Annotated in this window: 19 protein-coding genes; 9 read left to right on the top strand and 10 right to left on the bottom strand. The window is 66.0% G+C overall.

What is annotated here, in order from left to right; genetic code table 11:
• Positions 1-164: 164 nt before the first annotated feature.
• The 6 genes from WG901_RS21500 to WG901_RS21525 form a co-directional block, all read right to left on the bottom strand.
• A complete protein-coding gene (locus tag WG901_RS21500) occupies positions 165-1,055 on the bottom strand; it encodes an SGNH/GDSL hydrolase family protein (protein WP_339589182.1) in 891 nt (296 codons plus the stop codon).
• Positions 1,056-1,189: 134 nt separating this feature from the next.
• Positions 1,190-1,936, bottom strand: coding sequence for an SDR family oxidoreductase (locus tag WG901_RS21505; protein ID WP_339589183.1), 747 nt, complete (start codon positions 1,934-1,936; stop codon positions 1,190-1,192).
• A 389-nt stretch (positions 1,937-2,325) separates the two neighbouring features.
• On the bottom strand, positions 2,326-2,862 hold the full coding sequence (locus WG901_RS21510; protein WP_339589184.1) for a VOC family protein: 537 nt from the start codon (positions 2,860-2,862) through the stop codon (positions 2,326-2,328).
• A 24-nt stretch (positions 2,863-2,886) separates the two neighbouring features.
• Positions 2,887-3,525, bottom strand: coding sequence for a carboxymuconolactone decarboxylase family protein (locus tag WG901_RS21515; protein ID WP_339589185.1), 639 nt, complete (start codon positions 3,523-3,525; stop codon positions 2,887-2,889).
• A gap of 132 nt (positions 3,526-3,657) precedes the next feature.
• Positions 3,658-4,449: an SDR family NAD(P)-dependent oxidoreductase gene (locus WG901_RS21520; protein ID WP_339589186.1), complete on the bottom strand. Its 792-nt coding sequence runs from the start codon at positions 4,447-4,449 to the stop codon at positions 3,658-3,660.
• 165 nt (positions 4,450-4,614) lie between these two features.
• Entirely contained in the window at positions 4,615-6,069 is a 1,455-nt protein-coding gene (locus WG901_RS21525; protein ID WP_339589187.1) for an aldehyde dehydrogenase family protein, read from the bottom strand.
• Positions 6,070-6,418: 349 nt separating this feature from the next.
• Here WG901_RS21525 and WG901_RS21530 point away from each other — a divergent pair, with 349 nt between their 5' ends.
• Positions 6,419-8,926, top strand: coding sequence for a TonB-dependent receptor (locus WG901_RS21530; RefSeq protein ID WP_339589188.1), 2,508 nt, complete (start codon positions 6,419-6,421; stop codon positions 8,924-8,926).
• A gap of 101 nt (positions 8,927-9,027) precedes the next feature.
• On the opposite strand, the gene WG901_RS21535 is transcribed toward WG901_RS21530, so the two are convergent.
• Positions 9,028-9,768, bottom strand: a complete 741-nt coding sequence (locus tag WG901_RS21535; protein ID WP_339589189.1) for a FadR/GntR family transcriptional regulator — start codon at positions 9,766-9,768, stop codon at positions 9,028-9,030.
• A gap of 404 nt (positions 9,769-10,172) precedes the next feature.
• Here WG901_RS21535 and WG901_RS21540 point away from each other — a divergent pair, with 404 nt between their 5' ends.
• The 4 genes from WG901_RS21540 to WG901_RS21555 all read left to right on the top strand — a co-directional run bounded on the left by WG901_RS21540 (position 10,173) and on the right by WG901_RS21555 (position 14,277).
• Positions 10,173-11,825 (top strand): GH35 family beta-galactosidase, encoded by a 1,653-nt coding sequence (locus WG901_RS21540; protein WP_339589190.1) that lies wholly within the window; start codon positions 10,173-10,175, stop codon positions 11,823-11,825.
• 70 nt (positions 11,826-11,895) lie between these two features.
• Positions 11,896-12,759, top strand: coding sequence for an SMP-30/gluconolactonase/LRE family protein (locus WG901_RS21545; RefSeq protein ID WP_339589191.1), 864 nt, complete (start codon positions 11,896-11,898; stop codon positions 12,757-12,759).
• Positions 12,756-13,658, top strand: a complete 903-nt coding sequence (locus tag WG901_RS21550) for a 2-dehydro-3-deoxygalactonokinase (RefSeq protein ID WP_339589192.1) — start codon at positions 12,756-12,758, stop codon at positions 13,656-13,658. Before WG901_RS21545 ends, WG901_RS21550 begins: the two co-directional genes overlap by 4 nt.
• Positions 13,648-14,277: a 2-dehydro-3-deoxy-6-phosphogalactonate aldolase gene (locus WG901_RS21555; RefSeq protein WP_339589239.1), complete on the top strand. Its 630-nt coding sequence runs from the start codon at positions 13,648-13,650 to the stop codon at positions 14,275-14,277. Before WG901_RS21550 ends, WG901_RS21555 begins: the two co-directional genes overlap by 11 nt.
• 263 nt (positions 14,278-14,540) lie before the next feature.
• On the opposite strand, the gene WG901_RS21560 is transcribed toward WG901_RS21555, so the two are convergent.
• Together WG901_RS21560 and WG901_RS21565 are read right to left on the bottom strand one after the other, a co-directional pair.
• Positions 14,541-15,353, bottom strand: coding sequence for an SDR family NAD(P)-dependent oxidoreductase (locus WG901_RS21560; protein WP_339589193.1), 813 nt, complete (start codon positions 15,351-15,353; stop codon positions 14,541-14,543).
• Between the two features lie 2 nt (positions 15,354-15,355).
• On the bottom strand, positions 15,356-16,660 hold the full coding sequence (locus tag WG901_RS21565; protein WP_339589194.1) for a cytochrome P450: 1,305 nt from the start codon (positions 16,658-16,660) through the stop codon (positions 15,356-15,358).
• 150 nt (positions 16,661-16,810) lie between these two features.
• On the opposite strand from WG901_RS21565, the gene WG901_RS23795 reads away from it, so the two are divergent.
• Positions 16,811-17,332, top strand: a complete 522-nt coding sequence (locus tag WG901_RS23795; protein ID WP_417603888.1) for a TetR/AcrR family transcriptional regulator — start codon at positions 16,811-16,813, stop codon at positions 17,330-17,332.
• A gap of 54 nt (positions 17,333-17,386) precedes the next feature.
• Here WG901_RS23795 and WG901_RS21570 read toward each other — a convergent pair whose 3' ends face one another.
• Complete coding sequence (locus WG901_RS21570) at positions 17,387-17,710, bottom strand: helix-turn-helix domain-containing protein (protein WP_339589195.1); 324 nt, start codon at positions 17,708-17,710, stop codon at positions 17,387-17,389.
• A gap of 62 nt (positions 17,711-17,772) precedes the next feature.
• Between WG901_RS21570 and WG901_RS21575 the strand changes: the two genes are divergently transcribed.
• The 3 genes from WG901_RS21575 to WG901_RS21585 all read left to right on the top strand — a co-directional run bounded on the left by WG901_RS21575 (position 17,773) and on the right by WG901_RS21585 (position 24,769).
• The gene (locus WG901_RS21575; RefSeq protein WP_339589196.1) at positions 17,773-18,453 is read left to right on the top strand and encodes a TetR/AcrR family transcriptional regulator; all 681 of its coding nucleotides are present in this window, start codon (positions 17,773-17,775) and stop codon (positions 18,451-18,453) included.
• A gap of 396 nt (positions 18,454-18,849) precedes the next feature.
• A complete protein-coding gene (locus WG901_RS21580) occupies positions 18,850-21,306 on the top strand; it encodes a beta-glucosidase (RefSeq protein ID WP_339589197.1) in 2,457 nt (818 codons plus the stop codon).
• 94 nt (positions 21,307-21,400) lie between these two features.
• Positions 21,401-24,769 (top strand): glycosyl hydrolase, encoded by a 3,369-nt coding sequence (locus WG901_RS21585; RefSeq protein ID WP_339589240.1) that lies wholly within the window; start codon positions 21,401-21,403, stop codon positions 24,767-24,769.
• Positions 24,770-24,847 lie beyond the last annotated feature (78 nt).

Raw genomic sequence — 24,847 nt, forward strand, 5'->3', positions numbered from 1 at the left:
GCCCGCAAAAGTCCCAGCCCGACGCCAATGTCCCCGGCGTCGGGCAAACTCCCGGCGATGACTTCTTCCCCGTTGGCATCGCCGGGAGCCCCTATCGACCAAGGTGGCGCTCTCCCGTCGTTTCGAGATGAGCGCGCAGGCCTCACCCGGATGGAACCCGGCCGCTAGCGACCAAGACTGCGGTCGAGCGCCTCGGCCACGGCCGTCATGCCCGCCAGATTGGGATGATAGGGTACGAAGCCCCGACTTGCGTCCGGCGGAATGAACCCCGCCATCCAGGGCGCTGCGGCGCAGGCATCATGCCGCCCTCTCGACAACCGCGACACAGGGAGCACCTCAGCGCCGTTGCGCCTGGCAACAGAGGCGGTCAGCGCCGCGAGACGCGCGGCTGTGGCACGGCCGCCGCGCGCGGCCTCGAACGACAGCGGTGTCTGGCTGCACAAGGCGCCATCTGGCAGGACCGTGAGGTAGTCGACGAAGACGATGCGCGCGCGCGGCGCGCGGCGGCGGATTTCCCGGACGATATCGGCGAGAGCCTCACCCACTTTGGTCCAGCCCGCTTCGGTCGCCGTCAGCATCGCGGCGCCGCCGCGCCGGCCAGCCGCGATCATCTGGCACAAGGGCTGAGCCACGGCCGCCGAATTCGGATCGCCGCCGCACGATCCGGCAATCAGGCCGCCGATGTAACCGATGTCGTTGCCGCCGATGGTGATCGTCACCAGCGCCGTGTCCGCCGTCAGGGCCTCGACCTGTGGCGGGAGTTCGTTCCAGGCCCCCAGGATATGCGCGGTGGTCGCGCCGCCGCAGGTCACGTCGACCAAGGCGAGGTTTCGCTTGGCGGCTAGCTGATGCGCGTAGTTCTGCGTCGAGCGCTGACAGCGGGCTGGCGCGGCGGGGTCGTATGGCGCGACGCCCGATCCCGAAGCGAAAGAGCTGCCCATCGCCACATAGCGCGCGCCTTGCCCGAAAGTCGCCTTGTCGCGCGCTGCCGCGGGCGACGCGGCCAGTGCCGTCAGGCCCAGGGCCATGATCGTGCCTCTCGCCAGGCTTTTCATCCCATCTCTCCTCGCTGGCGTTTTGCGACCGAAACGCGGCGCGACACTTTCGAACCGCGAATTGCGATTGCACCCGGACAGCTTCGTCCATTCCTGCACGAAAACAGGGTACCCTCGCAATTCGCTTCAAGGGGTCAGATGTACATGCCGCCGTTCACCGCCAGGACCTGGCCGGTGATATAGGCCGCCTCTTCCGATGCCAGGAAAGCGCAGGCCGAGGCGATTTCGTCGGGCGTTCCGGCGCGGGGGATCGGGATCATCGGCAGGATCGCCTCGATCGGGAACATGCCCGCCTCGATCGCGCGGGTCATCTGCGGGGTTTCGCAGACCGACGGCGCGATCGTGTTCACCGTCGTGCCCAGGGGCGCGAGCTCGCGCGCGAGCCCTTTCGTGAAGCTGATCACGCCGCCTTTCGAGGCCGAGTAATGGGCCATGTTGAAGCCGCCCGACTGGCCGGCATGCGACGAGATCGAAACGATCCGCCCCCACTTCGCCGCGATCAGGTCGGACACGCCGGCCTGGATGGTGTGAAACACACCGGTCAGGTTGATGTCGATGACCTGCTGCCACTGCGCAGTCGTCATGTCGACGAAAGGCACCATCGGGGCGATACCCGCGTTCGGGACGATGATCGCGATCGGCCCGAGTTCGCGGCGGATGTCCGCATAGGCCGCGTCGACCTGCGCGCGGTCGGCCACGTCAGCCTTGCGCGTGAAGACCGTCGCGCCGGCGCTGCGCAGCGCCGCGGCTTCCTGTTCGAGGAGGTCTTCCTGAACGTCGAGCATGGCCGTGGGGTGACCGTCGCGGGCAAAGCGCTGGGCGATGCCGAGGCCGATTCCGCCGGCGGCGCCGGTCACGACGACTACGCGATCCTTACTCATCTCATGTCTCCGTACGCCAAGTCTTGTTCGAAGGTCTGGTGGACCGACTGCGGCCCTGCCCGCACCCTGCTTGCTCGCAGGACGCTTATGCGACGGGGAGTCGCGTAATTTCCCGCCGCGCTCACGTCAACATTTATGGGACATTTAGTCTCGTAAATCCCGCTATGGGCTGGAGCTGCCCCTCGCGCACCAGCCGGGCAATCCTCCCTCTATCGAAAACGATCCTGGGCGATGGAAAGAAGGCAGTCGGATCTCGAGCGAAGACTTCCGCGCGGCGACCCGCAGGCCCTGCCCTTGATCTGCAAGCAACGCGCTGTGGCCGATCGCCTTCAACTTCGGGATCGGCTCGGGAGGTCAGCCTCGTTTCCGAGCCCACTCAGCCGAGGGGATCACTCCGGCGCGTTCGGCAGGCCGTCGCGGACAGGCTCGGTGCCGTCCCATGTCGAGGCGATCTGCTTGATCGCGTCGCGCGCTGTGTCCTTGAACGGATCGCAGTCGCTGACCTCGATGCACACTTCGGGGGCGTCGGGATGGATCATGAAGACCGAGCGCCCCGGTGGAGCCAAGGTCTCGAAAACCGAGCGCCAGCCCTTTTCGCGAGCGCCCGCCTCTACCGCTGCCGGATCCTCGGCCCAGACGGCAACATGCTGCACATGAAGGTCCGGCGTCCGGGCGAGGGAATCGCGGTAGAGCGAAGGCGCATCGTTGTGCTGCATGACGATTTCGAGCTGCAGATCGCCGCAATTGGCCATGGCGATCGAGACCACGAGATCTGTCTGCTCGCCCTTGTACCGCATGGGTATGGGCAGGTTGCGCAGCACATACCAGGGACCGACGCCCCAGGTGTCCACGAAATGCCGCATGGAGCGATCGATATCGCGCGACATGAAGCCGATCTGCCTGATCGGTCCGAAGACTGATGACATCAGAAAACTCCTCTTCGAGATCGATCAGCGATGGGCGAGGCCCAGGTTGCCGTCGCCGAGCGGCACCCGAAGCGAGTTGAGAAGGAACGCGGTGGTGAGGTACTGGCCAACCATCATCGGCAGCTCGATGAGTTGCTGTTCGTCCCAGGACTTCGCGATCACCGCCCAGGTCTCGTCCGTGACCCGGAAATCTGTCAGGAGCTCGTCCACCGCGCGCAGGATGGCGGCGTCGTGCGCGCTCCAGGCCGGATCCGTCCAGCCCTGGGTGATCCGCTCGATCTCCTCGACTGCCAGACCGCAACGCTTGCCAATCTCGACATGCTCGCCCCACTCGACGGCGGCGCCGGCGAGCCAGGAGATACGAAGCACCGCGATCTCTCGCTCTCTGGCGGGGATCCGGCCATTGAACAGGACGTTGCCCATTTCCATTTGCCGCTGGAAAATCGGCGGATGCTTGGCCATCAGGCGCAGGAATCCCGGCATTTCGTCGGTGGGAGGCGCCCCCGCCGACGCGCGCAGGGTGTTCACGAGCCTCCAGGAGGCGTCGTCGATCTCGGCATTCGTGAGCGCTGGGATCCGGGCGCCTTCCCCCAGGACCTCGGCGTGGCGTTCGGCGACGTCGTAGCCCGATCCCTTTGCCGGGCGTTCGGTCTGATCTGACATTCGTGATACCCCTTCTTTGTTTGGGTCTGCGCGCCCTAACGGTAAGCGCGGTCTGACCGCGTCGACGCGGCTGCGATGCATTCCGCAAGGCCGTTCCCGTAAGAGCGCTGGCGCAAAAGCGCGCCGGAGCGGCTAAGCCTTCAATGGCGACATTTCGGTCAGCGGCGTGGAGAGTGCGCCGTCGAGCCGGATCGTCTGACCGTTGAGAAACGGCGTGCGCACGATGGCTTCGACGAGCGTGGCATATTCTTCGGGATGGCCGAAGCGCTTGGGGAAGGCGACGTTCCTTACCAGTTCGGCCTTCAGCTCGGGCGGGGCGCTGGCCAGTCTCGGCGTCAGGATCGGGCCCGGCGCGATGGCGCAGGCCCTGACCCCGATCGGCGCAAGATCGCGCGCCATCGCTAAGGTCATCCCGGAAATCGCGGCCTTCGCCGCGGCATAGGCCACCTGCCTCGCCTGACCATCGAGCGCGGCTGTTGACGAGGTGTTGATGATCAAGCCCCGCTGGCCGTCCGCGTCCGGCTCGTTCGCGGCGAAGGCAGCCGCCGAGAGGCGCGAGACGTTGAAGGGGCCGTTAAGATGCATGTCGATCATCGTGCGGAAAATGCCCATGTCATGCGGCTCGCCATCCGGGCTGGCGGTCGGGGGTGTCGGTATCGCGACGGCGACGGCATTGACGTTGATCCGGAAGCTCCCGAGGCAGCGCGCCTCCTCGATGGCGGCAAGCAGCGCCGCATCGTCGTTATGATCTCCTTGGCAGGCCACGGCGCGCGGACCGAGCTCGTCCGCGAGGGCGCGCGCGCGTTCGCCATCATGCTCGAAGACGACGACTGCGGCTCCCAGTTCGACGAGGCGGCGGCAGGTCGCGCCGCCCAGCCCGCCGGCGCCGCCGCTGACGAGCGCCGAAGTGTTGCTCCAGTCCATTGTATTGCCTCCAATTGGCCGTGCTGCGAACACGACAACTTCAATGTGCGGTGCCTACGCGACAGAAACGACCGGCCGCGCCCTCGCCATCCATGATGAGGGACCCGTCAATTCGTCATCGACAACCCCATGGTCGGCGCGGTTCTCGGTCACGGTCGTTTCCGCCTAGAGGCCGGCGTAGACTGCCTTGGTCTTCATGTAGGCCTCGACGCCCTCGATCGCGTACTCCTGGCCCCAGCCCGACTGCTTGTAGCCGCCGAAGGGCATGGCCGGATCCCAGGCGAACTGCGCGTTGAGCCAGACCGTCCCGACCTCGAGACGCTTGGCGAGCCGGTGCGAGCGCGCGAGGTCGTTGGTCCAGACCGCCGCGGCGAGGCCATAGATCGAATCATTGGCCATCGCGACGACCTCGTCCTCGTCGTCAAAGGGCATGACGGCGACGACGGGGCCGAATATCTCTTCGCGGTAGAGGCGCATGTCGGGCCGCACGCCGGTGAGGACCGTCGGCTCGACGAAATAGCCGGGCCGGTCGAGGCGGCGCCCGCCGGTGACGATCTCGACGCCGTCGGCGCGGCCCTCGTCGATGAAGCCCATGACCCGGCCGAGCTGCTTTGCGCTGATCAGGGGGCCGATGTCGACGGGCCTACCGGCGGCCGCGTCGGCCGGCCCGCCGAGGCGCAGCGCCTGGGCAGCCTTGGTCATGCCCTCGACGACCTGATCGTAGACCTTGCGATGGGCGAAGACGCGGCTGCCGCAGACACAGCCCTGACCCGAGTTGATGAAGATGCCGAGCGCCGCGCCGGGGATCGCCTGCGACAGGTCGGCGTCGTCGAAGATCAGCACCGGGGACTTGCCGCCGAGCTCGAGCATCACCTTCTTGAGATTGCCGGCCGCCGCCCCGACGATCAGCTTGCCGACTTCGGTCGACCCCGTGAAGGCAATCTTGTCGACATCGTCATGCGCGGCCAGGGCCGCGCCGACGGTGTGGCCATGGCCGTTGACCAGGTTGACGACGCCTTCGGGCACGCCGGCCTCGACGAGCAGGTCCGCCAGGAGATCGGCCGAGAGCGGCGTCTCCTCGGCCGGTTTCAGCACGACGCTGGCTCCGGCCGTCAAAGCGGGAGCGAGCTTGATCACGGCGTTGAGCGCGGGGCCGTTCCACGGCACGATGCAACCCGCGACGCCCACCGGCTCCTTGATCGTATAGGCGTGATATCGTGCCGGCTGTCCGGTAATGCCGCCCGGCGAACTCAGATCCGCCGACTTGCCATAGATCTTGGTACACCACCCTGAGTAGTAGCGGACCTGCTCGGCCGCGGCGAACATCAGGTTGCGCGCATGGCCGTGCGACATGCCGACATTGCGCGCATCGATCGCCGCGAGATCGTCGGCCCGCGCCTCGATAAGGTCTGCGAAACGCCAGAGGATCTTCGCCCGCTCCGATGGCGGCTTTCCGGTCCAGAGGCCGGCACGGAAGCTCTCGCGCGCCTGGGAGACCGCCGCATCGACCGCCGCGGCGCCGCCGTCGCGGATTTCTCCGATCTGCTTCTCGGTCGATGGATCGTAGATCGCGATGATGGCCGGCTGATTGGCGCCGGTAACGCTGCTGTCGGTACCCATGACATAAATCTCCCGAAGCGACCGGCCATGCTGACCAATTCGTTAGCACGGTTGTTACGGGACGATCACGGCTCTGCCAAGGTCTGTTTGTCCGAAACGAAGCGACCTGGCGCCCCAAGCGATTTGGCCGAACGCTGACCGAAAATTGGTCAGACGGATTCTGGTTGACGCTCAGACCAATTGCATTTTACGTTACAGACTAGAACGCAAAAGAACAAATTCCGCTGCACTCGGACAATCTCTGCAGCGAAGCTTGAAGCCGCAAACGCCGCAGCGACGGCGCGGAGCGCAACATGGGAAGGGGGACATAATGATAGCACGACACCACAGGTCTATCTTGCTTGCCGGCGTGACTTTCTTCGCCTGCGCGGGCTCCGCGTTCGCGCAAGATGCGAGCGGGACGCGCGCCACCGGCGGCCTCTCGGACGAAGGCAACACGATCATCGTTACCGCGCGCCGCCGCGACGAGACGCTGCAGGACGTACCGCAGACGGTCAACGCCGTCTCCAGCGAGGTCATCCAGAAGCTGCGCATCAACAACGCCTCGGACATCGCCACGATCGTTCCAGGCCTGTCGATCGAAGGCTCGTCCTCGGGCAGCGGCGGCTTCGGCTCGAGCACGGGCATACGCGGCGTGCCGACCTTCCTCAACTCGAACGCCAGCCCGATCGTCCAGTTCTATCTGAACGACGCGACCACCGGCAACAGCCCCGAGGTCACCCAAGCGCTGTTCGACATCGGCCAGATTGAAGTGCTCAAGGGCCCGCAGGGCACGCTGCGCGGCCGGTCGGCGCCAAGCGGCGCAATCACGATCACGACCAAGCGCCCCGATCTCGATGAAGTCGGCGGTTTCCTCAACATGAGCGGCACCGACAAGAGCAACATCAACGTCCAGGGCGCAGTCGGCGTGCCGCTGATCCCGGGCGTGCTGGCCCTGCGCGTCGCCGGCGCGATCGACCACAACGACGGCAATGGCGTGACCAGCGCCAACGCCAGCCTCGAACCCTATGTGCGCAGCGAGGCCGTCCGCGGGACCCTGCTGTTCCAGCCCAGCTCCGATTTCACCGCGACCGTCATGTACCAGCGCCTGTGGCGCAAGACGCGGTCGTTCACGCAGCTCGTCGGTCCCGGCAACGGGATCAACGGCCCCGTGATCGCGGCGGGCGATCGCCGCGGCATCACCACCGGCGCGAACGAGGGCAGCGCCAAGACTGATTTCGTGGTCGGCCAGATCGACTGGCACTTCGCCGGCCAGAAGCTCACCTATGTCGGCTCCTACCGCAAGGGCGAAGCGAGCGGCCGCTCGCCCCAGGACGTCGCCAACGTGCTGCCGGGCATCGAATACTATCAGTTCACCGACACGCCCACCGAGGCTTTCTCGCACGAACTGCGGTTGAGCTCGGAAGAGCGCATCGCCGGCATCTTCGACTATACGGTCGGCGGGTTCTACAACAAGGAAACCGCGCAGCCGACCGTTTCAGGCGTGGCACAGTTCTTGACCGGCGCCTTCGGCCGGCCGGGCGCGCCCGTGGTCCAGCAGCCGCTCGATCGCTATACGCTGCGTACCTCGATCACGATCGATCCGGTTTCGATCGAGAAATCGGCTTTCGGTACGATCACCGCGCACATCACGGACAGCACCGAGTTCTCGGCCGGCGGCCGCTTCATCGAGTTCAAGCGCCGCGATCGCTACACGCTAGGATTGGTCGGAGGGTTCAACGCGCTGAACAATCCGACGGGCGGCTTCATCCCGTGCGCCGGCCTCGGCGCGATAAGCCCGCAGCTTGCCGGCACGGTGGCGAGCCCGGTCTACACCGGCGTATGCGACCTCCCAATCGCCTCGCAAACACTGCAGAACGTCGATAGGCGCAGCAAGTTCACGCCTTTCGTCTACAACGTGTCGCTGTCGCAGAAGATTACGCCGGACTTCATGGTCTACGGCACGATCGGCTCGGCCTTCCGTTCGGCCGGCCCGCAGATCGGCATCACCAGCCTGACCACCTGCTGCACCCAGCTCGGCGGGCCCAATCTCGGCACGATCGACGACCTGATCTTTCACGGCCAGGAGAAGTCGAAGACCTACGAGCTCGGCTTCAAGTCGACCTTCTTCGACCGACGCGTCCGCCTGAACGTCGCGATCTTCAAGCAGGACTTCGACAACTACTTCTTCCTGACGCAGTCGACCCGCTACCTCTCGGTGACGACCAGCCTCGCCGCCGCCAACGTATCGTCCTCGGAATTCACCGCCGATGCCGATGCCAAGGTCAAGGGCATCGACGTCGAGGCCGGCTTCCAGATCACCAAGAACTGGAGCCTCGACCTCGGCTTCAGCTGGTCGAAGGCGCGGCTCGACAACGCGCTTATCCCCTGCAACGACGGCAATTTCGACGGCGTGGTCGACAATATCGTCCCGACCACACAGGCCTTCATCAATGCTGGCGTGCTTGTGGCCCGCTGCCGTTCGAGCGAGTCGATCGCACGCACGCCGCAGTGGAACCTGACCGCGCAGTCGGAATACAGCGCGCCAATATCGGAGAAGACCGACGCCTTCATCCGCGGCAACTTCGTCTACTATCCCGACAATCCGAACTCGAGCCAGGGCTTTGTCATCGACAAGTACAGCCTGCTCAACCTGTTCGCCGGCGTGCGTTCGGCCGACGGTGCCTGGGAAGCTTCGATCTTCGCCAACAACGTGCTGAACACGCAGCAGGTCCTGTCGATCAACCCGGTCGCGCCGGTCTCGTCGGGCAACGTCGCTACAACCTTCGGCCGCCCGGCCTCGGGCTACCAGCAGATCGGCTACACGCCGCGGCGTGAATTCGGCCTGCTCGTCCGTTACGCCTTCGGCTCGCGCTGAGTTCGGCCATTCCCAGTCGTCGGTGCGGCCCCGGCCGCACCGACGCGTTCGTTTGAAGAAGTGGACGAACGATGAGCGGATGGAATGTCAGGGCCAGCGCCTCAGCCGTATTTCGCGAGTGCCGCTTCGGAATCTTCCATAGCTTCGGTCAGCAATGTTTTGGTGACGGATTTCGCCTGATCGGCGTCCTGCGCGACGACGGCGGAGAAAAGCTCGCGGTGGAGTTGCAGCGCGCTCCTGGGCCGCTTGCTCGCGGTCCACTTGAGGAACGTCGTCCAGCGGACGGAAGTGGTGATCGACTGGGTGAGAGCCATGAGGAACTCGTTGCCCGATGCCTGCAAGATGGCCGCGTGGAATTGCCCGTCGGCGATTTGCCCGCGGCTCGTATTGAAGCCGTGCTCGGCCATCTCCTCGAGGGCATGACCCATCTGCGAGAGTTGCTCGGTCGTGCGCCTCTCGGCGGCGAGCGCCGCCGCTTCCGGCTCGACGATCATGCGCAGCTCGAAGAGGGCTTTCACGGCCTGCACCGAGGGTTCGCCGGCGAACATCCAGGCGAGAACCTCCGGGTCGAGAAGCGCCCACGAGCGGCGCGGGCTGACCCGGGTCCCGCTGTTGGGGCGGCTCGAAACCAGCCCCTTGCCCACGAGTTTTCGGATGGCCTCGCGGTAGGGCGTGCGCGAGACCTTCAATCCGTCGATGGCCTCCTTTTCCGTCGGCAAGAGCGCGCCTTCGGGAATGGCCCCGGAGACGATCCTGATCCCGAGCGAGTTCGCGATCTGGTCGTGAAGCTTGAGACCGCCCCCCTTTTCCGAGGGTAAAGGGGCAGCCCTTGCGCGTTTCATTCCCTCACTCGCCTCCCTTGCCCGGCCGCGGCCATCGAGCGGCTGGCCCGCCCCACGGCGCCGTCAGATCGGGCCTTGCCCGAACTGCGACCAAATGAAACCAGAAATCGCCAGATCCACCCCCTCCGCCAACCGTGACGCGCCCCTCGCTTCGGCTCGAGCCGGCACGCGTGCCTGGGCTCAGCAGCACCTCGCAGGCGGCCCCGCGGCATGCCTGACCGGCAGTGCCCCCATGTCGCGAAACCGAGGGCATAGCGGCGCCATCGCGCAAAATGTATGATTTATTTGTCGGAGCATATTGACCGATAAATCGCGTAACCTATGGGAAACCTCAGCAGCTCTAGATAATCCCGCGAAGGGATAGTCATACAAGCTGTGCCCATTCTCAGAGACGGGAGCAGACGATGATCCGGGGTAAGTGCGCGCGCGGCGTCATGGCGGGCATCGCCCTGGTATGGCTTGCGAGTGCCGGCACGCTTGGCGCGAGGGAGCTCCCGGCTTTCAAGCGCAACGGCGAGACGACGCAGTTGCACCTCGACGGTCGGCCCGTCGTGCTGATCTCCGGCGAACTGCACAATTCGAGCGCCTCCAGTCCCGCCTACATGGCGCCCATCTGGGACAAGCTGGCGCGTAACGGCGTCAGGACCGTCATCGGCACCGCAAGCTGGGAACTCGTCGAACCCGAGGAGGGGCGCTTCAACTTCGCGGAAGTCGACGACCAGATCCGCCAGGCCAGGCAGCGCAACCAGCGCCTCGTGATGATCTGGTTCGGCGCCTACAAGAACGCGGAATCGACCTACGCCCCGTCCTGGGTGCGGCGCGATGAGCAGCGCTTTCCCCGTGCCGTCCGCGATCCGGCCTTCAAGGCGATGGGCATGGCGGCCTTTCTCAAGTTCAATCCGGCCCTGAGCGCCTTCGGGAAAAACCTCGCAAGCGCAGACGCCCGCGCCTTCGCGGCCTTGATGCGGCACATCAGGCAGGTGGACCGCGAGCAGACGGTCATCATGGTCCAGGTCGAGAACGAGGTCGGCCTGCTGGCGGACAGCCGTGACCGCTCCGCTCCGGCGACGGCCGCCTGGGAGGCCCCGGTTCCCGCAGAATTGACCGCCTATCTCGAGCGGCGGCGCGACGCGCTGAAACCGCATCTCCTGCAATTGTGGGGGCGCGGCGGTTTCCGCACGAGCGGGACTTGGCGCGAGGTCTTCGGCGACGACCGCGCCGCCCACGAGGTGTTCATGGCCTGGGGCTTCTCGCGCTACGTGGACGAGGTCGCGAAGGCCGGTGCGCGCGAATATCCGCTGCCGATGTTCGCCAATGCCTGGCTGGGACCGCAAGCCCGCGCACCCGAGCCCGGCGACTATCCCAGCGGCGGCCCGGTTGCCCGCATGATGGACGTGTGGAAGGCCGGCGCCCCTTCGCTCGCGCTGCTCGCGCCCGACATCTACATCGACGACTTCGCGGGAACGCTCGCCGACTTCCAGCGCGACGACAATCCCGTGTTCATTCCCGAGGCCAAGCCCGAGGCGGGAAACCTGTTCCTCGCGCTAGGTCAGTACCGCGCGGTCGGGTTTTCACCCTTCGGTATCGAGGACGTGCCCGAGGGCTCGGAACTCTTCCAGGCCTATCGTGCCCTCAACACGATGGTGCCCGAGATAGTCGCCGCCCAGGCAAGCGGGACCATTCGCGCGATCCGGCTGACCGCGGACGGCAGCCAGCGCGTCGACCTCGGCGGCTACACCATCGCATTCCAGGCAGCGCCGCCCACAGCCGGCGCATTCGGACCCGGCACAGGCAGCGCCGCCCAGGCGCCGTCGCCGGGCTATGCCTTGATCCTGCAGGTCGCCGCCGACGAATTCGTGATCGTCGGGCGCAACGTGGCGCCCCGCTTCGAACTTCCGGGACAACAGGTCGAACTCGATACCACGGTCGAGGGCAGCTTCGCCGAAGGTCGCTGGGTTCCGGGCCGCACACTCAACGGGGACGAGCGCTGGAGCCTGTTTCCTACCGATAGCCTGCGCACGGTCCGCTTCCGCCTTCTGAGAAGGCCGGCTCCCTAGGGCATCAAGCGGCCGCGGGTCAGATGACAGGCGAAACCGTAACTTGCACGGACATGACACGAAGAAGGCAATGGACATACAGCCCCGCCTCGCCTGGCCCCTACGAGCCGAACTCGCCGAAGGTCCCGTCTGGTGCCCCGAAGAAAGCGCCTTTCGCTTCGTCGACATCAAGCGCGGCACGCTTCATCGTTTCGAACCAGCGACCGGATCGAGAGAAACCATCGAGATCGGCGGCGCGCCGAGCTTCATACTGCCGGCGCGCGATGGCCAATTCGTCGTCGGCACAGGCCATGCGATCCGCAGCTTCGACGGACACAGGCTCGGGGAGCCACTGGCCGTGATCGAGATGCCGGCACACAATCGGACCAACGATGCCACCGTCGACGCCGCCGGACGCCTGTGGTTCGGCACCATGGACGACGATGAGCGCACATGTACCGGCGGGCTTCACAGCTTTGCGAATGACCAGATGGAAAATCACGGGTGGCGCGCCACCGTCACCAACGGCCCGGCGTTCAACCGCGCGGGCGATGCGCTCTATCACGTCGATTCCGGGCGCCGGATCGTATGGCGGATCGAGGTCCGCGACGGTAGACCGGCGCCGACCGGCGAGATCTTCCTGCGGCTCGACGAGAGCGAGGGCTATCCCGACGGTGTCACGGTCGACAGCGAGGACTGCCTCTGGGTCGCCCTGTGGGACGGCTGGGGCCTGCGGCGTTACGCTCCCGACGGTTCGCTGATGATGGAAGTCGGCTTTCCTTGCGCGCGCGTGACGAAAGTCGCGTTCGGCGGCCCCGAGCTCACCACGGCTTTCGTGACGACCGCCCGTGTGGGGCTCGGCCCGCAAGCGCTGGAAGATCAGCCCGAAGCCGGCGGGCTCTTCATTTTCGAGGCTCCCGCCCCCGGCCGCCTCATGCCGGCGGTGCACGCATGACGGCCTGGCAGATCCATGGCGACTGGGGCACGACGCGAATGCGCCTCTGGCTTGTCGAAGACGGCGTGGTCCGCGAGCGCTGCGAGGGTCCGGGCATAGGGCAACTGACGGTGTCACCCGCCGAGGCGCTGCGTCACGCAATCGCGCCCTGGCGCCGCGAGACGCCTCCCGCCAGGATCGTCCTTTGCGGGATGGCCGGCGCTCGCAGCGGCCTGCGCGAAGCTCCCTACGTGTCGTGTCCCGCCGATGAAGCCGCCTGGCGGCGATCTGCCCTTGCCGCCGATCTCGATGGCATTCCCGTCGTGATCGGCGCCGGGCTCGCGAGCGAGGACGAATTCGCGCGCCCGGACGTCATGCGCGGCGAGGAGGCACAGGTGTTCGGCGCGATAGCCCTCAACCCCGAGCTGGGAACTGGAACGCACTTCATGGTGCTGCCCGGCACTCACAGCAAATGGGTCATGGTCGAGCATGGACGCGTCGTCTGGTTTCGGACGTTCCTGACCGGGGAACTCTTCGACCTGCTGTCGCGCTCGAGCCTGCTTGCGGCGGGAGGAGAACCATCGGCCCGGGACTTCGAGCCAGGTTTCGAGGCAGGTCTCGCGCGCAGTAGCGCCGGGCCGGCTCTGATCGGTCAGCTCTTCGAGGCACGCGCCGCCCAGCTGCGCGAAGGAAGAAGTGGCGCCTGGGCGAGCGGTTTCTTGTCCGGTCTTCTGATCGGGAACGAGATAGCGGAAATGCGCGGATCTGCCCCCTTGCCGCGCAAGATGACGGTGGTCGGCGGAGCCGGTCTGGGCGAACGCTACGTTCGCGCTCTAGCCCGGTTCGACAGCCACGCGATTACTATGGCGGGCGACGCTTGCGCCCTTGCCGGATTGGAGCTCCTCGATGCTGACGATTGACGACATTCTCGAAACCGGCGCCCCTCCGGTGATAGCGATCCTGCGGGGTATCCGCCCCGAAGAGGCCGTATCGGTGACGGCGGCCCTCGTGGAAGCGGGCATACGCATGATCGAGGTGCCGTTGAATTCACCCGATCCGTTTGCCAGCATCGCCGCGATGCAGGCGCAGTTCGGCGATACCGCGCTAATCGGCGCGGGAACGGTCCTGGATGTCGCCTCGGTCAGGAAGCTCGCCGACACGGGCGCCAAGCTGCTCGTGACTCCCAACACGAACCGCGATGTGATCGCACGCGGCATCGGCCTCGGCCTCGAAGTGATGCCGGGCTGCCTGACCCCGACCGAGGCTTTTGCGGCGATCGGCTCCGGCGCAAGGCGCCTCAAGGTCTTTCCGGCGGGAGTTCTCTGCACGGCCTATCTCAAGGCACTGCTCGACGTCGTTCCAAGGCATTTCGGGCTATGGGCGGTCGGCGGGGTCGATGCCGGGAATGCTCGCGATTGGCTCGCGGCAGGCGCTGAGGGTGTAGGGGTCGGGGGCAGTCTCTACAGAGCCGGCGACACCGCCCAGATCGTGGCCGAGAAAGCCCAAGCCCTTCTCGCAGCGATCGCTCGGCCCAGCTAAAGCCCGGACCTCGCCCCTGCCGAGCCCAGAATCGGGCGGGGGCGAGGCCACTCGGGAGTGCAAGTCTGGTCGGCGTGAGCGGCAGGCCGACCAGGCGCTGCCCCCTTTCCGCCAAGGAAATCACCGATCGACCCGATCCGGGTCGACTGCCACCCTGGTGGCCGAGCCGGATCCTGCGCGCGGTCGCTCACGGATGCGAGAGCCATCCCGGCGCCAGCGGCCGGGCGGCTGGCACGGACGTGAAGCTCGGTCCTCGCCGGAGCTCAGGCGGCGATGCCGCCATCGACGGGTAGCACACAGCCCGTCATGAACATGGCGAGGTCCGAGGCGCAGAACAGGATCACGCGAGCGACGTCGTCCGCCGAGCCGACCCGGCCGAGGCGGCTGGTGTCGATACCGGGAATACCGATCGCCTTGAGCTGTTCGGGCGGCATGTCGGCCAGGAAGGCCGTCTTCTCGGTCAGGCAGACGCCGGGTGCGACGGCTATGACGCGAATGTCGTGCGCGCCGAGCTCGATCGCCATCTGCTTGGTCAGACCCACGACCCCGTGCTTCGCGCCGACATAGGCCGCCTGCCCGCGCGAGATCCCGAGCAGGCCGGCCAGCGAGGCGACATTGACTATCGTGCCGCCCTTGCCCGCTTCGACCATGCGGCGGGCGGCTTCGCGCGCGCCCACGAAGGTGCCCTTGAGAGTGATCGAGACGACCTTGTCGAACTCTTCCTCGGTGAGGTCGAACACCGGCACCGAGGACGGCAGGCCGGCGTTGTTCACCCAGATGTCGATGCCGCCGAAGACACGCACGGCCTCGTCGACCAGTGCGACGACCGAACCGCTGTCGCCGGCGTCCGAATAGACGGAGAGCACCCTAGCGCCCGTCGCTTCGGAGATCTCTGCTGCCGTGGCGGCCGCCTTCTCGGCGTCGATGTCGCCGATGAGCACGGATGCGCCGGCCTCGGCCAGCCGGAAGGCGGTCGCCCGTCCGAGGCCCCAGGCCGCGCCGGTCACCACGGCGCTACGGCCCTTGAGCGAGATGAGATCGGTCAGGGTCCGTGTGGAAACGTCGCGAACAGCCATGGTCAGGCTCCCTGTCGAGGCGCAGCGAAACTTTCGGACGGCGTCAGCTTGATGTGCATCCTCTCGAGACCGCGGATGATGAAGCTGGGCTCGTAGTTGAGGTCGGAAACGCCGTTCGGATGCTTCTCGAGGTCGAGTTCGATCTTCGAGGTCATCGCCAGGAACTTCTCCATGATCACGCGGACCTCGACGCGCGCGAGCGGCGCGCCGGCGCAGACGTGCTTGCCACGGCCGAAACCGACGTGCTCGGCCACCTTCTTGCGGCCGATGACCAGCTCGTTGGGATCGTCCCAGCGCCGCGGATCGCGATTGGCGGCCGACAGCGCAACGAGGATCTTGGTCCCGGCCGGGATCTCGACGTCGCCGATCCTGGCGTCCTTGCGCGCGAGGCGCGCCGTCTGCTTGGTCGAGCCCTCGATCCGCAGGACCTCCTCGAGGAAGGCGCCGATGAGCTTGGGTTCGGCGCGCAGGCGGCTCTGGAGTTCCTGATCCTCGACCAGGTACTTCATAGAATTGCCGAGCAGCTTGGCCGAGGTATCCTGGCCGGCGCCGAACATGAACATGCCGAGCTGGACGAGGTCGTAGATCTCGGGCGTCGTGCCATCGTTGTATTTGGCATGGGCGAATTCGGTCAGGATGTCGTCCTGGGGATTGGCGCGGCGATCGGCGAGATAGCCGTAGAAGTACTTGCCCATGATCGCGAAGGGATGCTCGGCGCCGCCCGACATCGGATCGGTCCCGTCTAGTGCGCCGGGAATGGGACCGCTGGCGATCGCATCCATGAACAGCTGGCGGTCTTCCTTTGGCACGCCCAGCAGATCGGCGACGACCTGGGTGACGAAAGGCGTCGCGATCTTGCCGATCAGCTCGACGCCGCCATCCGCCACGGCCTTGCCGACCATCTCGTTGCAATAGTCCTCGATGAAGGCCTCGCTGGCCTTGAGCCGGGACGGCACGAACAGGGTGTTGATGAAGGCACGCAGCTTGGTGTGCGGCTCGTCGTCGAGATTGACGACCTGATCGCCGCCGGCGAAGTCGGTGCGGTGCGCCTCGATCTGGGCGGTGATGTCCGAGCCATGCGGCGTAAACGGAAGCGGCGCCGATGCGCCCTGGAGGCCAATGATCGCGGAAAAGGCGTCGTGATCACGCAGAACCTCGAGCGCCTCCTGGAAGCCGGTCACGATGTAATAATCCTTGCCCGGCGGCCGATAGATCGGACCCTGCTCGCGGATCGCGTTGAAGAAGGCGTAGGGGTCCCGCAGGACCTCGTGGTCGGAAAAATAGTCCCGCTCGATCAACTGCGTCACGATTTGCTCTCCTCTCCGGTCGCCGAGCCGAATGTCCGGAAAGCCGCTCGAAACGCGAGGGTGGACAGTCGGTCGAATCTGCGACTATGCGATACATAGTCGCATAGTTAGGAGCCAAGGGTGGCGTCAAGCGCTAAACATGCACGTGCCGTGCGATCGGGCTCAGCCCTAGAGAATGCGCTACTACGGCTGCTGGAAACGAAGCATTTCGAGGAGATTTCGGCGCGAGACATCTGCGCCGAATCCGGCGTGCACTATGCGACGTTCTTTCGCCATCATGCCGGAAAGGAGACGCTTCTCGATGATATCGCCGCGAACGAAATCCGCGCGGCCGCGGATCTCGCCCCGCCCTATCCGAGGCATGCCGACGAAGCGGCCAGTCTTGCCGCGCTATGCCGACACGTCGAACGGCGGCGGGATCTTTGGCGCGTCCTCCTCAATGGAGGGGCGGGCTCCTACACGCGCCAGGCCTGGCTCAAGCGCGTCCGGACCTTGTCCGATGCAAAACGGCATGCAGCCAGGTCGCTTCCCGGGGGCCTGGCAGCGACATGCGCGGCCGGTTCCGTGATAGAGGCTCTGTCTTGGTGGCTCGGGCAGCCCTCGGGCACCTGTGGGACCCGGGATTTCGTGCCGATGCTGGAGAGGATTTGCGCGCCCGTCCTGAGGCCCTGACGCGCTTCGACCGACCGCAGCCGGCATCGCCACGATGCCGGCGCCGATACTATCTCACCGCCGCGGCGCGGGCGTATCGCGGGCGGCAAGGCCGATCCGGGCCAGGCCATGGCCAAGAGCATATTTCATGTCGTCGCCCCTGATCAGCATGTCGGTCTCGATCATCGCGACAAGAATCGCGTGACAGGTCGCCCGCTTCAGCCCCGTCTCGCGCACGATATCGGCGAAAGAAAGCCGCCGCGGCGGGCCGGATGCGAAGACGTCGACGATCTTCGCGACGCGATATACCCCCGGTGATGCGGGCATGACGGGTTCCAGGAACTGACGGATCGGCGCGACAGCCCATGACGACCGCACGCCCAGATAAGCGACGACCACTTAGGGATTGACGCGGCCCCTAGCCTTGCCGTCTCACTGTCCAGCATGGATGAACCAGCATCGTGACCGCGACGAAGGCAGGCCCCGCAGCAAAGCGAGGTACAACCCAATCGAATCTAAGCGATACCAAGTCGCATAGTCGCGGCCGCCCCGCACCGTCAAGGGCAAGCGATCCGCGTCACGTGCGCAGCGCCGCGGCTCTGCGCGACGCGCTCTTGCGGCTGCTCGAGCTCAAGCCCTTCGACGAGATCACGGTTCGTGAAATCTCCACCGAGGCGGGGATCAACAATGCGACTTTCTTTCGGCACTACGCGGACAAGAAATCGTTCTTCGACCGAATCGCGACCGAGGAAATCGATCGCCTCGTCGCCGTTTCCCTGCCGTTCGGTCACAGTCTCGACGGCTACATCGTGCTTTGCGAATACGTCGCCCGGAACAGGACGCTCTGGGCCGCTCTGCTGACGGGGGGCGCTGGCGCTGCAATGCGCGAGCGCTACATCCGCGTGTCCCGGGAGGTCGCCGCGAAGTACGAAGGCGTCAAGAGCTGGCTGCCGCACGACCTTTCGATCATTTGCAGCACCGCACTCATCGTCGAAACCCTGTCCTGGTGGCTTTCGGTTCCGGCGGACGATCATTCGCCGAAGGAAATCGCCAAAATCCTCGACGGCCTGGTCAACGGCTCGGTCACCCGGCCAGCTACCGCAACCCGCCCTAGGACACGGAAACCGCACCGCAACGACTGAACGTTGCCGCGGCGTGGCCGCCTCGATGTCGATCCGAGAAAGCGCCCGCGGGCGCACCACACACCCGAATCTTGCCGTTACGCAAATCTATGCGATCATGAATCGCTTTGTTGGGCCAACCCTGCCATAACCAACCGACGGACCGCACGCAGGCTGCGTGCCGAGGAAGCGCAGCGCCATTCGTGGCCGACACTAGCCTTCGGGTCTTGCCCCAGGTCCTTGACAGATGATGCCATCAGCCGAATCAATTGGTCTGACCAATATAAGCCTGGGAAGATGATGATGGATCGCAATGCACGCGGCTTGATTTCCGCCGGAATGGGCACCTTGATGCTCTTGGGCGCGGCGCAGATCGCCGACGCGCAGACGGCGCCAGCGTCGCAGCCTCGCCCTTGGATGACGAGGTCGTTGGTCGCCGAGCAGCGAGCGGCCCGCGATGCGGATAAGGGCGAGGCCGTCGCTCGCCGCCGCGCCAAGCTCCTCGTCGCGGCCCTCAGCCACGAGCAGAAGCTCCAGCAGCTCACCGGCAACCGCCCCGAGATCGTTCCCGAATTGCCCCACTGCTTCGGCGCGCGGCACGTGCGCGGCATCCCCGAGCTTGGCCTCCCCACCTTGAGGATCACCAATGGTCCCGTCGGGGTCGGGCAGAACGATTGCGTTTCACCGAGCGTGATCGACGCGAAGACGGCGGGAATCTTCGGCGCGGCGATGGCGGTTGCCTATACCCATCCGACTTCGGCAAAGGCCACCGCCCTTCCTTCCGCGATCGGCGTCGCCGCTTCCTTCGATCCGGCTCTCGCCAACCTCTATGGCGGGGTCATCGCCAACGAGATGAACGCACTCGCGCTGCACGTGTTCGAGGCACCGGGGCTCAACCTCGCGCGTCTGCCGATCCTGGGGCGCAACTTCGAGTATTTCGGTGAGGATCCCTATCTGGCGGGCATCATGGGGACGACCGAAACGCGCGCGATCCAGGAGAAGGGCCTGATCGTCATGCCCAAGCATTTCGTCGCCAACGAACAGGAGACGAACCGGCAGACGATCGGCACGACGGTCGATCGCCAGACGCTGCGCGAGCTCTATTTCCTGCCGTTCGAGATGGTCGTGAAAGACGCGCGTCCCGGGTCGATGATGTGCGCGTACAACTACGTGAACGGCGCGTCCTCCTGCGAGAGCCGTGAAATCCTGACGGACGTCCTACGCGGCGACTGGGGATTCACGGGCTACGTCCAGCCGGACTTCTTCGCGATGAAGAGCACTGTCGCCACCATGAAGGCGGGGGTGGACAACGAGATGCCGCAGCCGATCCAGTGGTCGCCGGCCCGCCTCGAGGCCGCCCTCGCCAAAGGCGATCTCACAACCACGGACTTCGACCAGGCGCTCGAGCGCCGATACACGCAGATGTTCCGGGCCGGTATTTTCGATCGCCCGCTCACGCAGACACCGCTCGACGTAAGAGGCCACGGCGCCACGGCACGCGACATCGGCGCGCGCTCGGCCGTGCTGCTCCAGAACAACGGCGCCTTACCCCTGCGCCGCGACCTCGGCTCGATCGTGGTCATCGGCAAGGCGAGCCAGGTCTATGCCCAACAGGCGGTTGCAGGCGGCGCGCTTGCCGGCAAGCCGATGGGTTCGGGCGGCGGCAGTTCCGACGTCGCGCCGCACTATTCGGTAACACCGATCGAGGGGATCCGAAACGCGCTCGCGGGCCATCGCGGAGGCAACGCCGCCATCAAGCTGATCCTCGTCGACGACGCCAATCGCACGGCCACCATCGACGGCGTCACGACCGACTTCGCAGCCGTGCTGGCCGAAGCGGCCCGCGCCGAAGCAGTCGTCATGATGGCCGGAACCATCTCGGAAGAAGGCGCCGATCGCGCGACCTTCACGCGCCCGGACGGCAAGGCTCTCGCCGGCGCCGCGGCCGAGGGCCACGGTCTGGACTGGTACGCCGATCGCTCGGACGTGATCGCCGTACTCGATCTCGCTAAGAACCCGCGAGCAGCCCTCGCCCACAACAGCCAGACGCTGGCCATGATAAAGGCGGTTCTTGCGGCGCGCTCGACGTCGGGCACCGACCTGGCGCGAAAGGCCGTGCTGGTACTCAAGGACAATGCGAGCCTGGCCATGGACGCCGCGCTCGTCGGACCGCAGGGCCCCGCGATACTCGAGGTGTGGTTCCCGGGCCAGGAAGACGGCAACATCGTCGCCGACCTCCTGTTTGGCGCGAAAGATCCAGCGGGCAAGTTGCCGGTCACCTTCCCCTATGCGGGCAAGGGCTTCCTCGACGTCATCAAGCCTAGCCAGTTTCCCGGCACCGCCGACGCCGACGGCAAGGGATCAACCGTCGAATATTCGGAGAAACTGGCAATCGGCTATCGCTGGTACGACGCGAACGTCAGCGGCGCTTGCACGCCGGTCGAAGGGCGCAATCCCTGCGTCGCCTTCCCCTTCGGGCACGGGCTTTCCTACACGAGCTTCGCGGTAGGCAAGCGGGCGCTGTCTTTCGACCGTTCGCAAAAGGTCTGGCGCGTCTCGGCGCGGGTCACCAACACCGGCAAGCGCAAGGGCGGCGAGGTCCTGCAAGCCTACCTGTCGCTGCCCGCATCCGCGAGCGTCATCGGAGCGCCTCAGCCCCCCAAGCGACTAGTCGGTTTCCAGCGCGTTGAACTCGCGCCGGGCTCGTCGAAGACAGTGACGATCACGATCGATCCCGAAGCCAGTAACCATCCGCTCGGCGTGTGGAGCGAAGCCGATGGCAAGTGGGTCGCGCCAACGGGCGAATACACCGTCTGGCTCGGCACATCCTCGTCGCCAGCAGACCTCGCGGCCGCAGGAAGGTTCACGCGGTGACCGGGCCGGGCCGCGAGGATCAACTCGGAATGGGAGCCGACCGTTGACGACTTTCGTCAAGCTGACCCGTGCCGCCCTTATTTGCGCGACGACCATGCTAGCAGTGCCGGTCCCGGCGGCCGGTGAGCCTACCGGCGAACAGCGAGCCGCATCGCTCGACGAGGCTTTCCACGATCCGCCAGCGAGCGCCCGTCCCCGGGTATGGTGGCATTGGATGAACGGGAACGTCTCGAAGGACGGTATCGCCAAGGACCTCGCCTGGATGAAGCGCGTGGGCATCGCCGGCGCTCAGAATTTCGATGCCGCCATGGCGACGCCCCAGATCGTCGACAAACGCCTCGTCTACATGTCGCAGGAGTGGCGGGATACCTTCCGCTTCGCCGCAACCGAGGCCGATCGCCTTGGCCTCGAACTTGCCATCGCCTCGTCACCCGGCTTCACCGAAACGGGCGGCCCCTGGGTCAAGCCCGAGGACGGCATGAAGAAGCTGGTCTGGAGCGAAACCGAACTCGCGGCGGGCAAAGCCTTCTCGGCAAGGCTCCCGTCACCGCCCACGGTTACAGGCCCCTTTCAGTCGATTCCAGCCGATCCCGGTGGCGGTCTCGGACTGGTGGGAGGCGAGCGCCCCGCCATCGCAGCACCGTTCTATCGCGACATCGCCGTCCTCGCCTGGCCGATCCCCGCCCATCCTGCTCCTCCGTCCGTCGCCTACCGCGACGGAGCGGGCACGCGCATCGATCCACTGCCGCTGGGCGACGAGGACCTGACCTCCGCCATATCGCTCGCCCCCGTCGAACAGAGCCCGCCCAGCCTCGTCGCCGACTACGCCGTCCCGCGGACCGTAAGCGCCCTGCGGCTATACGCCATCGGCGCCGCCGGCCGCGCGTTCGGCGCAGCTTTCGCCCCGGCCCTCGAAGCGAGCGACGATGATCGATCCTGGCGCGAAATCGCAAAGATTCCGCTCGCGGCCGTCCCCACGACGCTCAGTTTTGCACCGGTCACGGCACGGCATTTCCGCGTAGTCTTCAAGCGAAGTTCGGGAAGCGGAATTCCGGCCGAATACGCGGGCATCATGTCTCGCGGCCTCGACATGGGCAGCGGATTGGGCGCGGGCGCGGCGGCCATGATGGGCGGTTCTGCCGGCGCGGTGAAACTCGCGGACTTCAGGCTCTACGACGAGGCGCGAGTGGACCAGGCGGAGACCAAGGCCGCCTTTGCCATCGCGCGCGACTATTACGCGCTCGGCTCTCCTCCGGAGGTCCGGGGCGTGCCCGTCGACCGCGTGATCGATCTCACCGCACGGATGCGCGCCGATGGCACGCTCGCCTGGACGCCTCCCCGCTTGCCGAAGGATGAGCGCTGGCGCGTGCTTCGGATCGGCCATTCGCTGCTCGGCACGATGAACCACCCGGCGCCGGTCGAGGCGACCGGTCTTGAAGTCGATAAGTTCGATGGCGCGGCCGTACGTCGCTACATGGAGCACTATCTGGGCCTGTACCGCGACACGGTGGGTTCCGACCTGATCGGCAAGCACGGTGTCCGAGCCTTTCTCACCGATTCGATCGAAGCCGGCGCCGCGAACTGGACGCCGCGCATGATCGACCAGTTCAAGGCCCGCCGCGGCTACGATCCCCTGCCCTGGCTCCCTGCGCTCACTGGCACGATCGTCGAAAGCCGGGCGCGCACCGACGCCTTTCTCTACGACTATCGGCGCACGCTTTCAGAGCTCATGGCAAGCGAGCACTACGGGACCGTGGCGGCAGTCGCCCATGAGCACGGCCTGACCGTCTACGGCGAAGCGCAGGAGGATCTGCGGCCCAATCTCGGCGACGACATGGCCATGCGCCGATATGCCGATGTTCCCATGGCAGCACTCTGGACCTTCGACCGCAAGTCCGGGCCCAAGCCGACCTACCTCGCCGACATGCGCGGCGCCGCCTCGGTCGCGAACATTTACGGCAAGCCCTTCGTCGCCGCGGAATCGCTGACGTCCCTGATGGCCCCCTGGGCCTTCGGACCACGAGACCTCAAGCGCGTGGTCGATCTCGAGTTTGCAACCGGGATCAATCGCCCGATCATCCACACCTCGGTGCACGTTCCGACCGATGACAGGAAACCGGGTCTCACGCTCAGCATGTTCGGCCAATACTTCAACCGCAACGAGAGCTGGGCCGAGCTCGCCACCCCCTGGGTGGACTACATCGCGCGCAATTCGCTGCTGCTTCAGCAAGGCAGAACCGTGGCCGACGTCGGTTATTTCTATGGCGAGGAAGCACCGCTGACGGCGCTTTTCGGGGAGAAGCCGGTTGCGGACGCGCCCAAACGCCACGCCTATGATTTCGTCAACGCCGATGCCTTGCTCGAGGTGCTGCGCAACGACGGCGCCGAGATCGCGACGCCGGGCGGCGCACGCTACCGCGCGCTCTATCTCGGGGGAGCGTCGCATCGCATGACCCTGGCGGTGCTGCGCAAGCTCGCCGCTCTGGTCGAGGGCGGTGCGACCGTCGTGGGGGCGAAACCGATGGCCGATCCTGGCCTCGCCACCGACGTTGGCGAATTCGCGAGTCTGGTAGACCGCCTCTGGCCAGCGAGCGGCGAGGCCCGGCTCGGCAAGGGCCGCGTTGTCGCGGCGACCGACATCGACGCGGTCCTCGACCGAATGGGCGTCACACCCGATTTCAGCTTCGCCGGTAAGGCCGATAGCGAGATCCTCTATCTCCACCGCAAGTCGGACGCGGGCGACAGCTACTTTGTCAACAATCGCAAGGACAGGATCGAGACTGGCGAGGCGCGCTTTCGGGTTGCCGGGAAGGTGCCGGAGCTGTTCCAGCCCGAAACCGGTCTGGTCCGGCCGCTGAGCTACAGGATCGAGGGAGGCGAGACCGTCGTCCCGCTCACCCTCGGCGCCGACGAGGCCGTCCACATCGTCTTCCGCAAGCCCGCCACGGTACCCGCGCTGACGATCCCGGCAGTCGAGACCCGCGAACTCGCGGTGCTCAACGGACCATGGCAGGTCGCCTTCGAGGTCGGACGCGGAGCTCCGGCGACGACCGTTCTACCGTCGCTTGCATCGCTCGATACGCATTCGGCGCCGGGCATCCGGTATTTCTCGGGCATCGCGACCTACCGCCGGGATTTCACGGCGCCGCGAGCCTGGAGAAAAGGGCAGCCGCTGTTCCTTGATCTCGGAGAAGCCCGCGAGGTCGCCGAAGTGATCCTCAATGGTAAGCACGCAGGCTACGCTTGGAACGCGCCCTACCGGATCGACATCTCCGCGCAGATGCGTCCCGGACGCAACAAGCTCGAGATCCGCGTCGCCAACCTCTGGGTCAACCGTATGATCGGCGACAAGCAGCCCGGGGCCGAGAAGATCACCTGGGTTTCATCGGTATCCTATTCGGCGAAGGCCCCGACGCGTCGGTCGGGCCTGATCGGCCCGGTGACCCTGCGAAGCCACCGCTAGCAGCGCTCGACACCGTTCTCGTAGGCCATCGCGCGAGCGAAGGGGGGCAATGGATAGATCGCGTCGTGCGGATTGCGC

Origin of the sequence: Novosphingobium anseongense, from assembly GCF_037482895.1 — a bacterium.
Lineage (GTDB): Bacteria > Pseudomonadota > Alphaproteobacteria > Sphingomonadales > Sphingomonadaceae > Novosphingobium > Novosphingobium anseongense.

Bases quoted from the DNA above. Each gene is read 5' to 3' on its own strand.
- WG901_RS21500 (WP_339589182.1), bottom strand. From the start codon at position 1,055: ATGAAAAGCCTGGCGAGAGGCACGATCATGGCCCTGGGCCTGACGGCA.
- WG901_RS21505 (WP_339589183.1), bottom strand. From the start codon at position 1,936: ATGAGTAAGGATCGCGTAGTCGTCGTGACCGGCGCCGCCGGCGGAATC.
- WG901_RS21510 (WP_339589184.1), bottom strand. From the start codon at position 2,862: ATGTCATCAGTCTTCGGACCGATCAGGCAGATCGGCTTCATGTCGCGC.
- WG901_RS21515 (WP_339589185.1), bottom strand. From the start codon at position 3,525: ATGTCAGATCAGACCGAACGCCCGGCAAAGGGATCGGGCTACGACGTC.
- WG901_RS21520 (WP_339589186.1), bottom strand. From the start codon at position 4,449: ATGGACTGGAGCAACACTTCGGCGCTCGTCAGCGGCGGCGCCGGCGGG.
- WG901_RS21525 (WP_339589187.1), bottom strand. From the start codon at position 6,069: ATGGGTACCGACAGCAGCGTTACCGGCGCCAATCAGCCGGCCATCATC.
- WG901_RS21535 (WP_339589189.1), bottom strand. From the start codon at position 9,768: ATGAAACGCGCAAGGGCTGCCCCTTTACCCTCGGAAAAGGGGGGCGGT.
- WG901_RS21540 (WP_339589190.1), top strand. From the start codon at position 10,173: ATGATCCGGGGTAAGTGCGCGCGCGGCGTCATGGCGGGCATCGCCCTG.
- WG901_RS21545 (WP_339589191.1), top strand. From the start codon at position 11,896: ATGGACATACAGCCCCGCCTCGCCTGGCCCCTACGAGCCGAACTCGCC.
- WG901_RS21550 (WP_339589192.1), top strand. From the start codon at position 12,756: ATGACGGCCTGGCAGATCCATGGCGACTGGGGCACGACGCGAATGCGC.
- WG901_RS21560 (WP_339589193.1), bottom strand. From the start codon at position 15,353: ATGGCTGTTCGCGACGTTTCCACACGGACCCTGACCGATCTCATCTCG.
- WG901_RS21580 (WP_339589197.1), top strand. From the start codon at position 18,850: ATGACGAGGTCGTTGGTCGCCGAGCAGCGAGCGGCCCGCGATGCGGAT.
- WG901_RS21585 (WP_339589240.1), top strand. From the start codon at position 21,401: ATGCTAGCAGTGCCGGTCCCGGCGGCCGGTGAGCCTACCGGCGAACAG.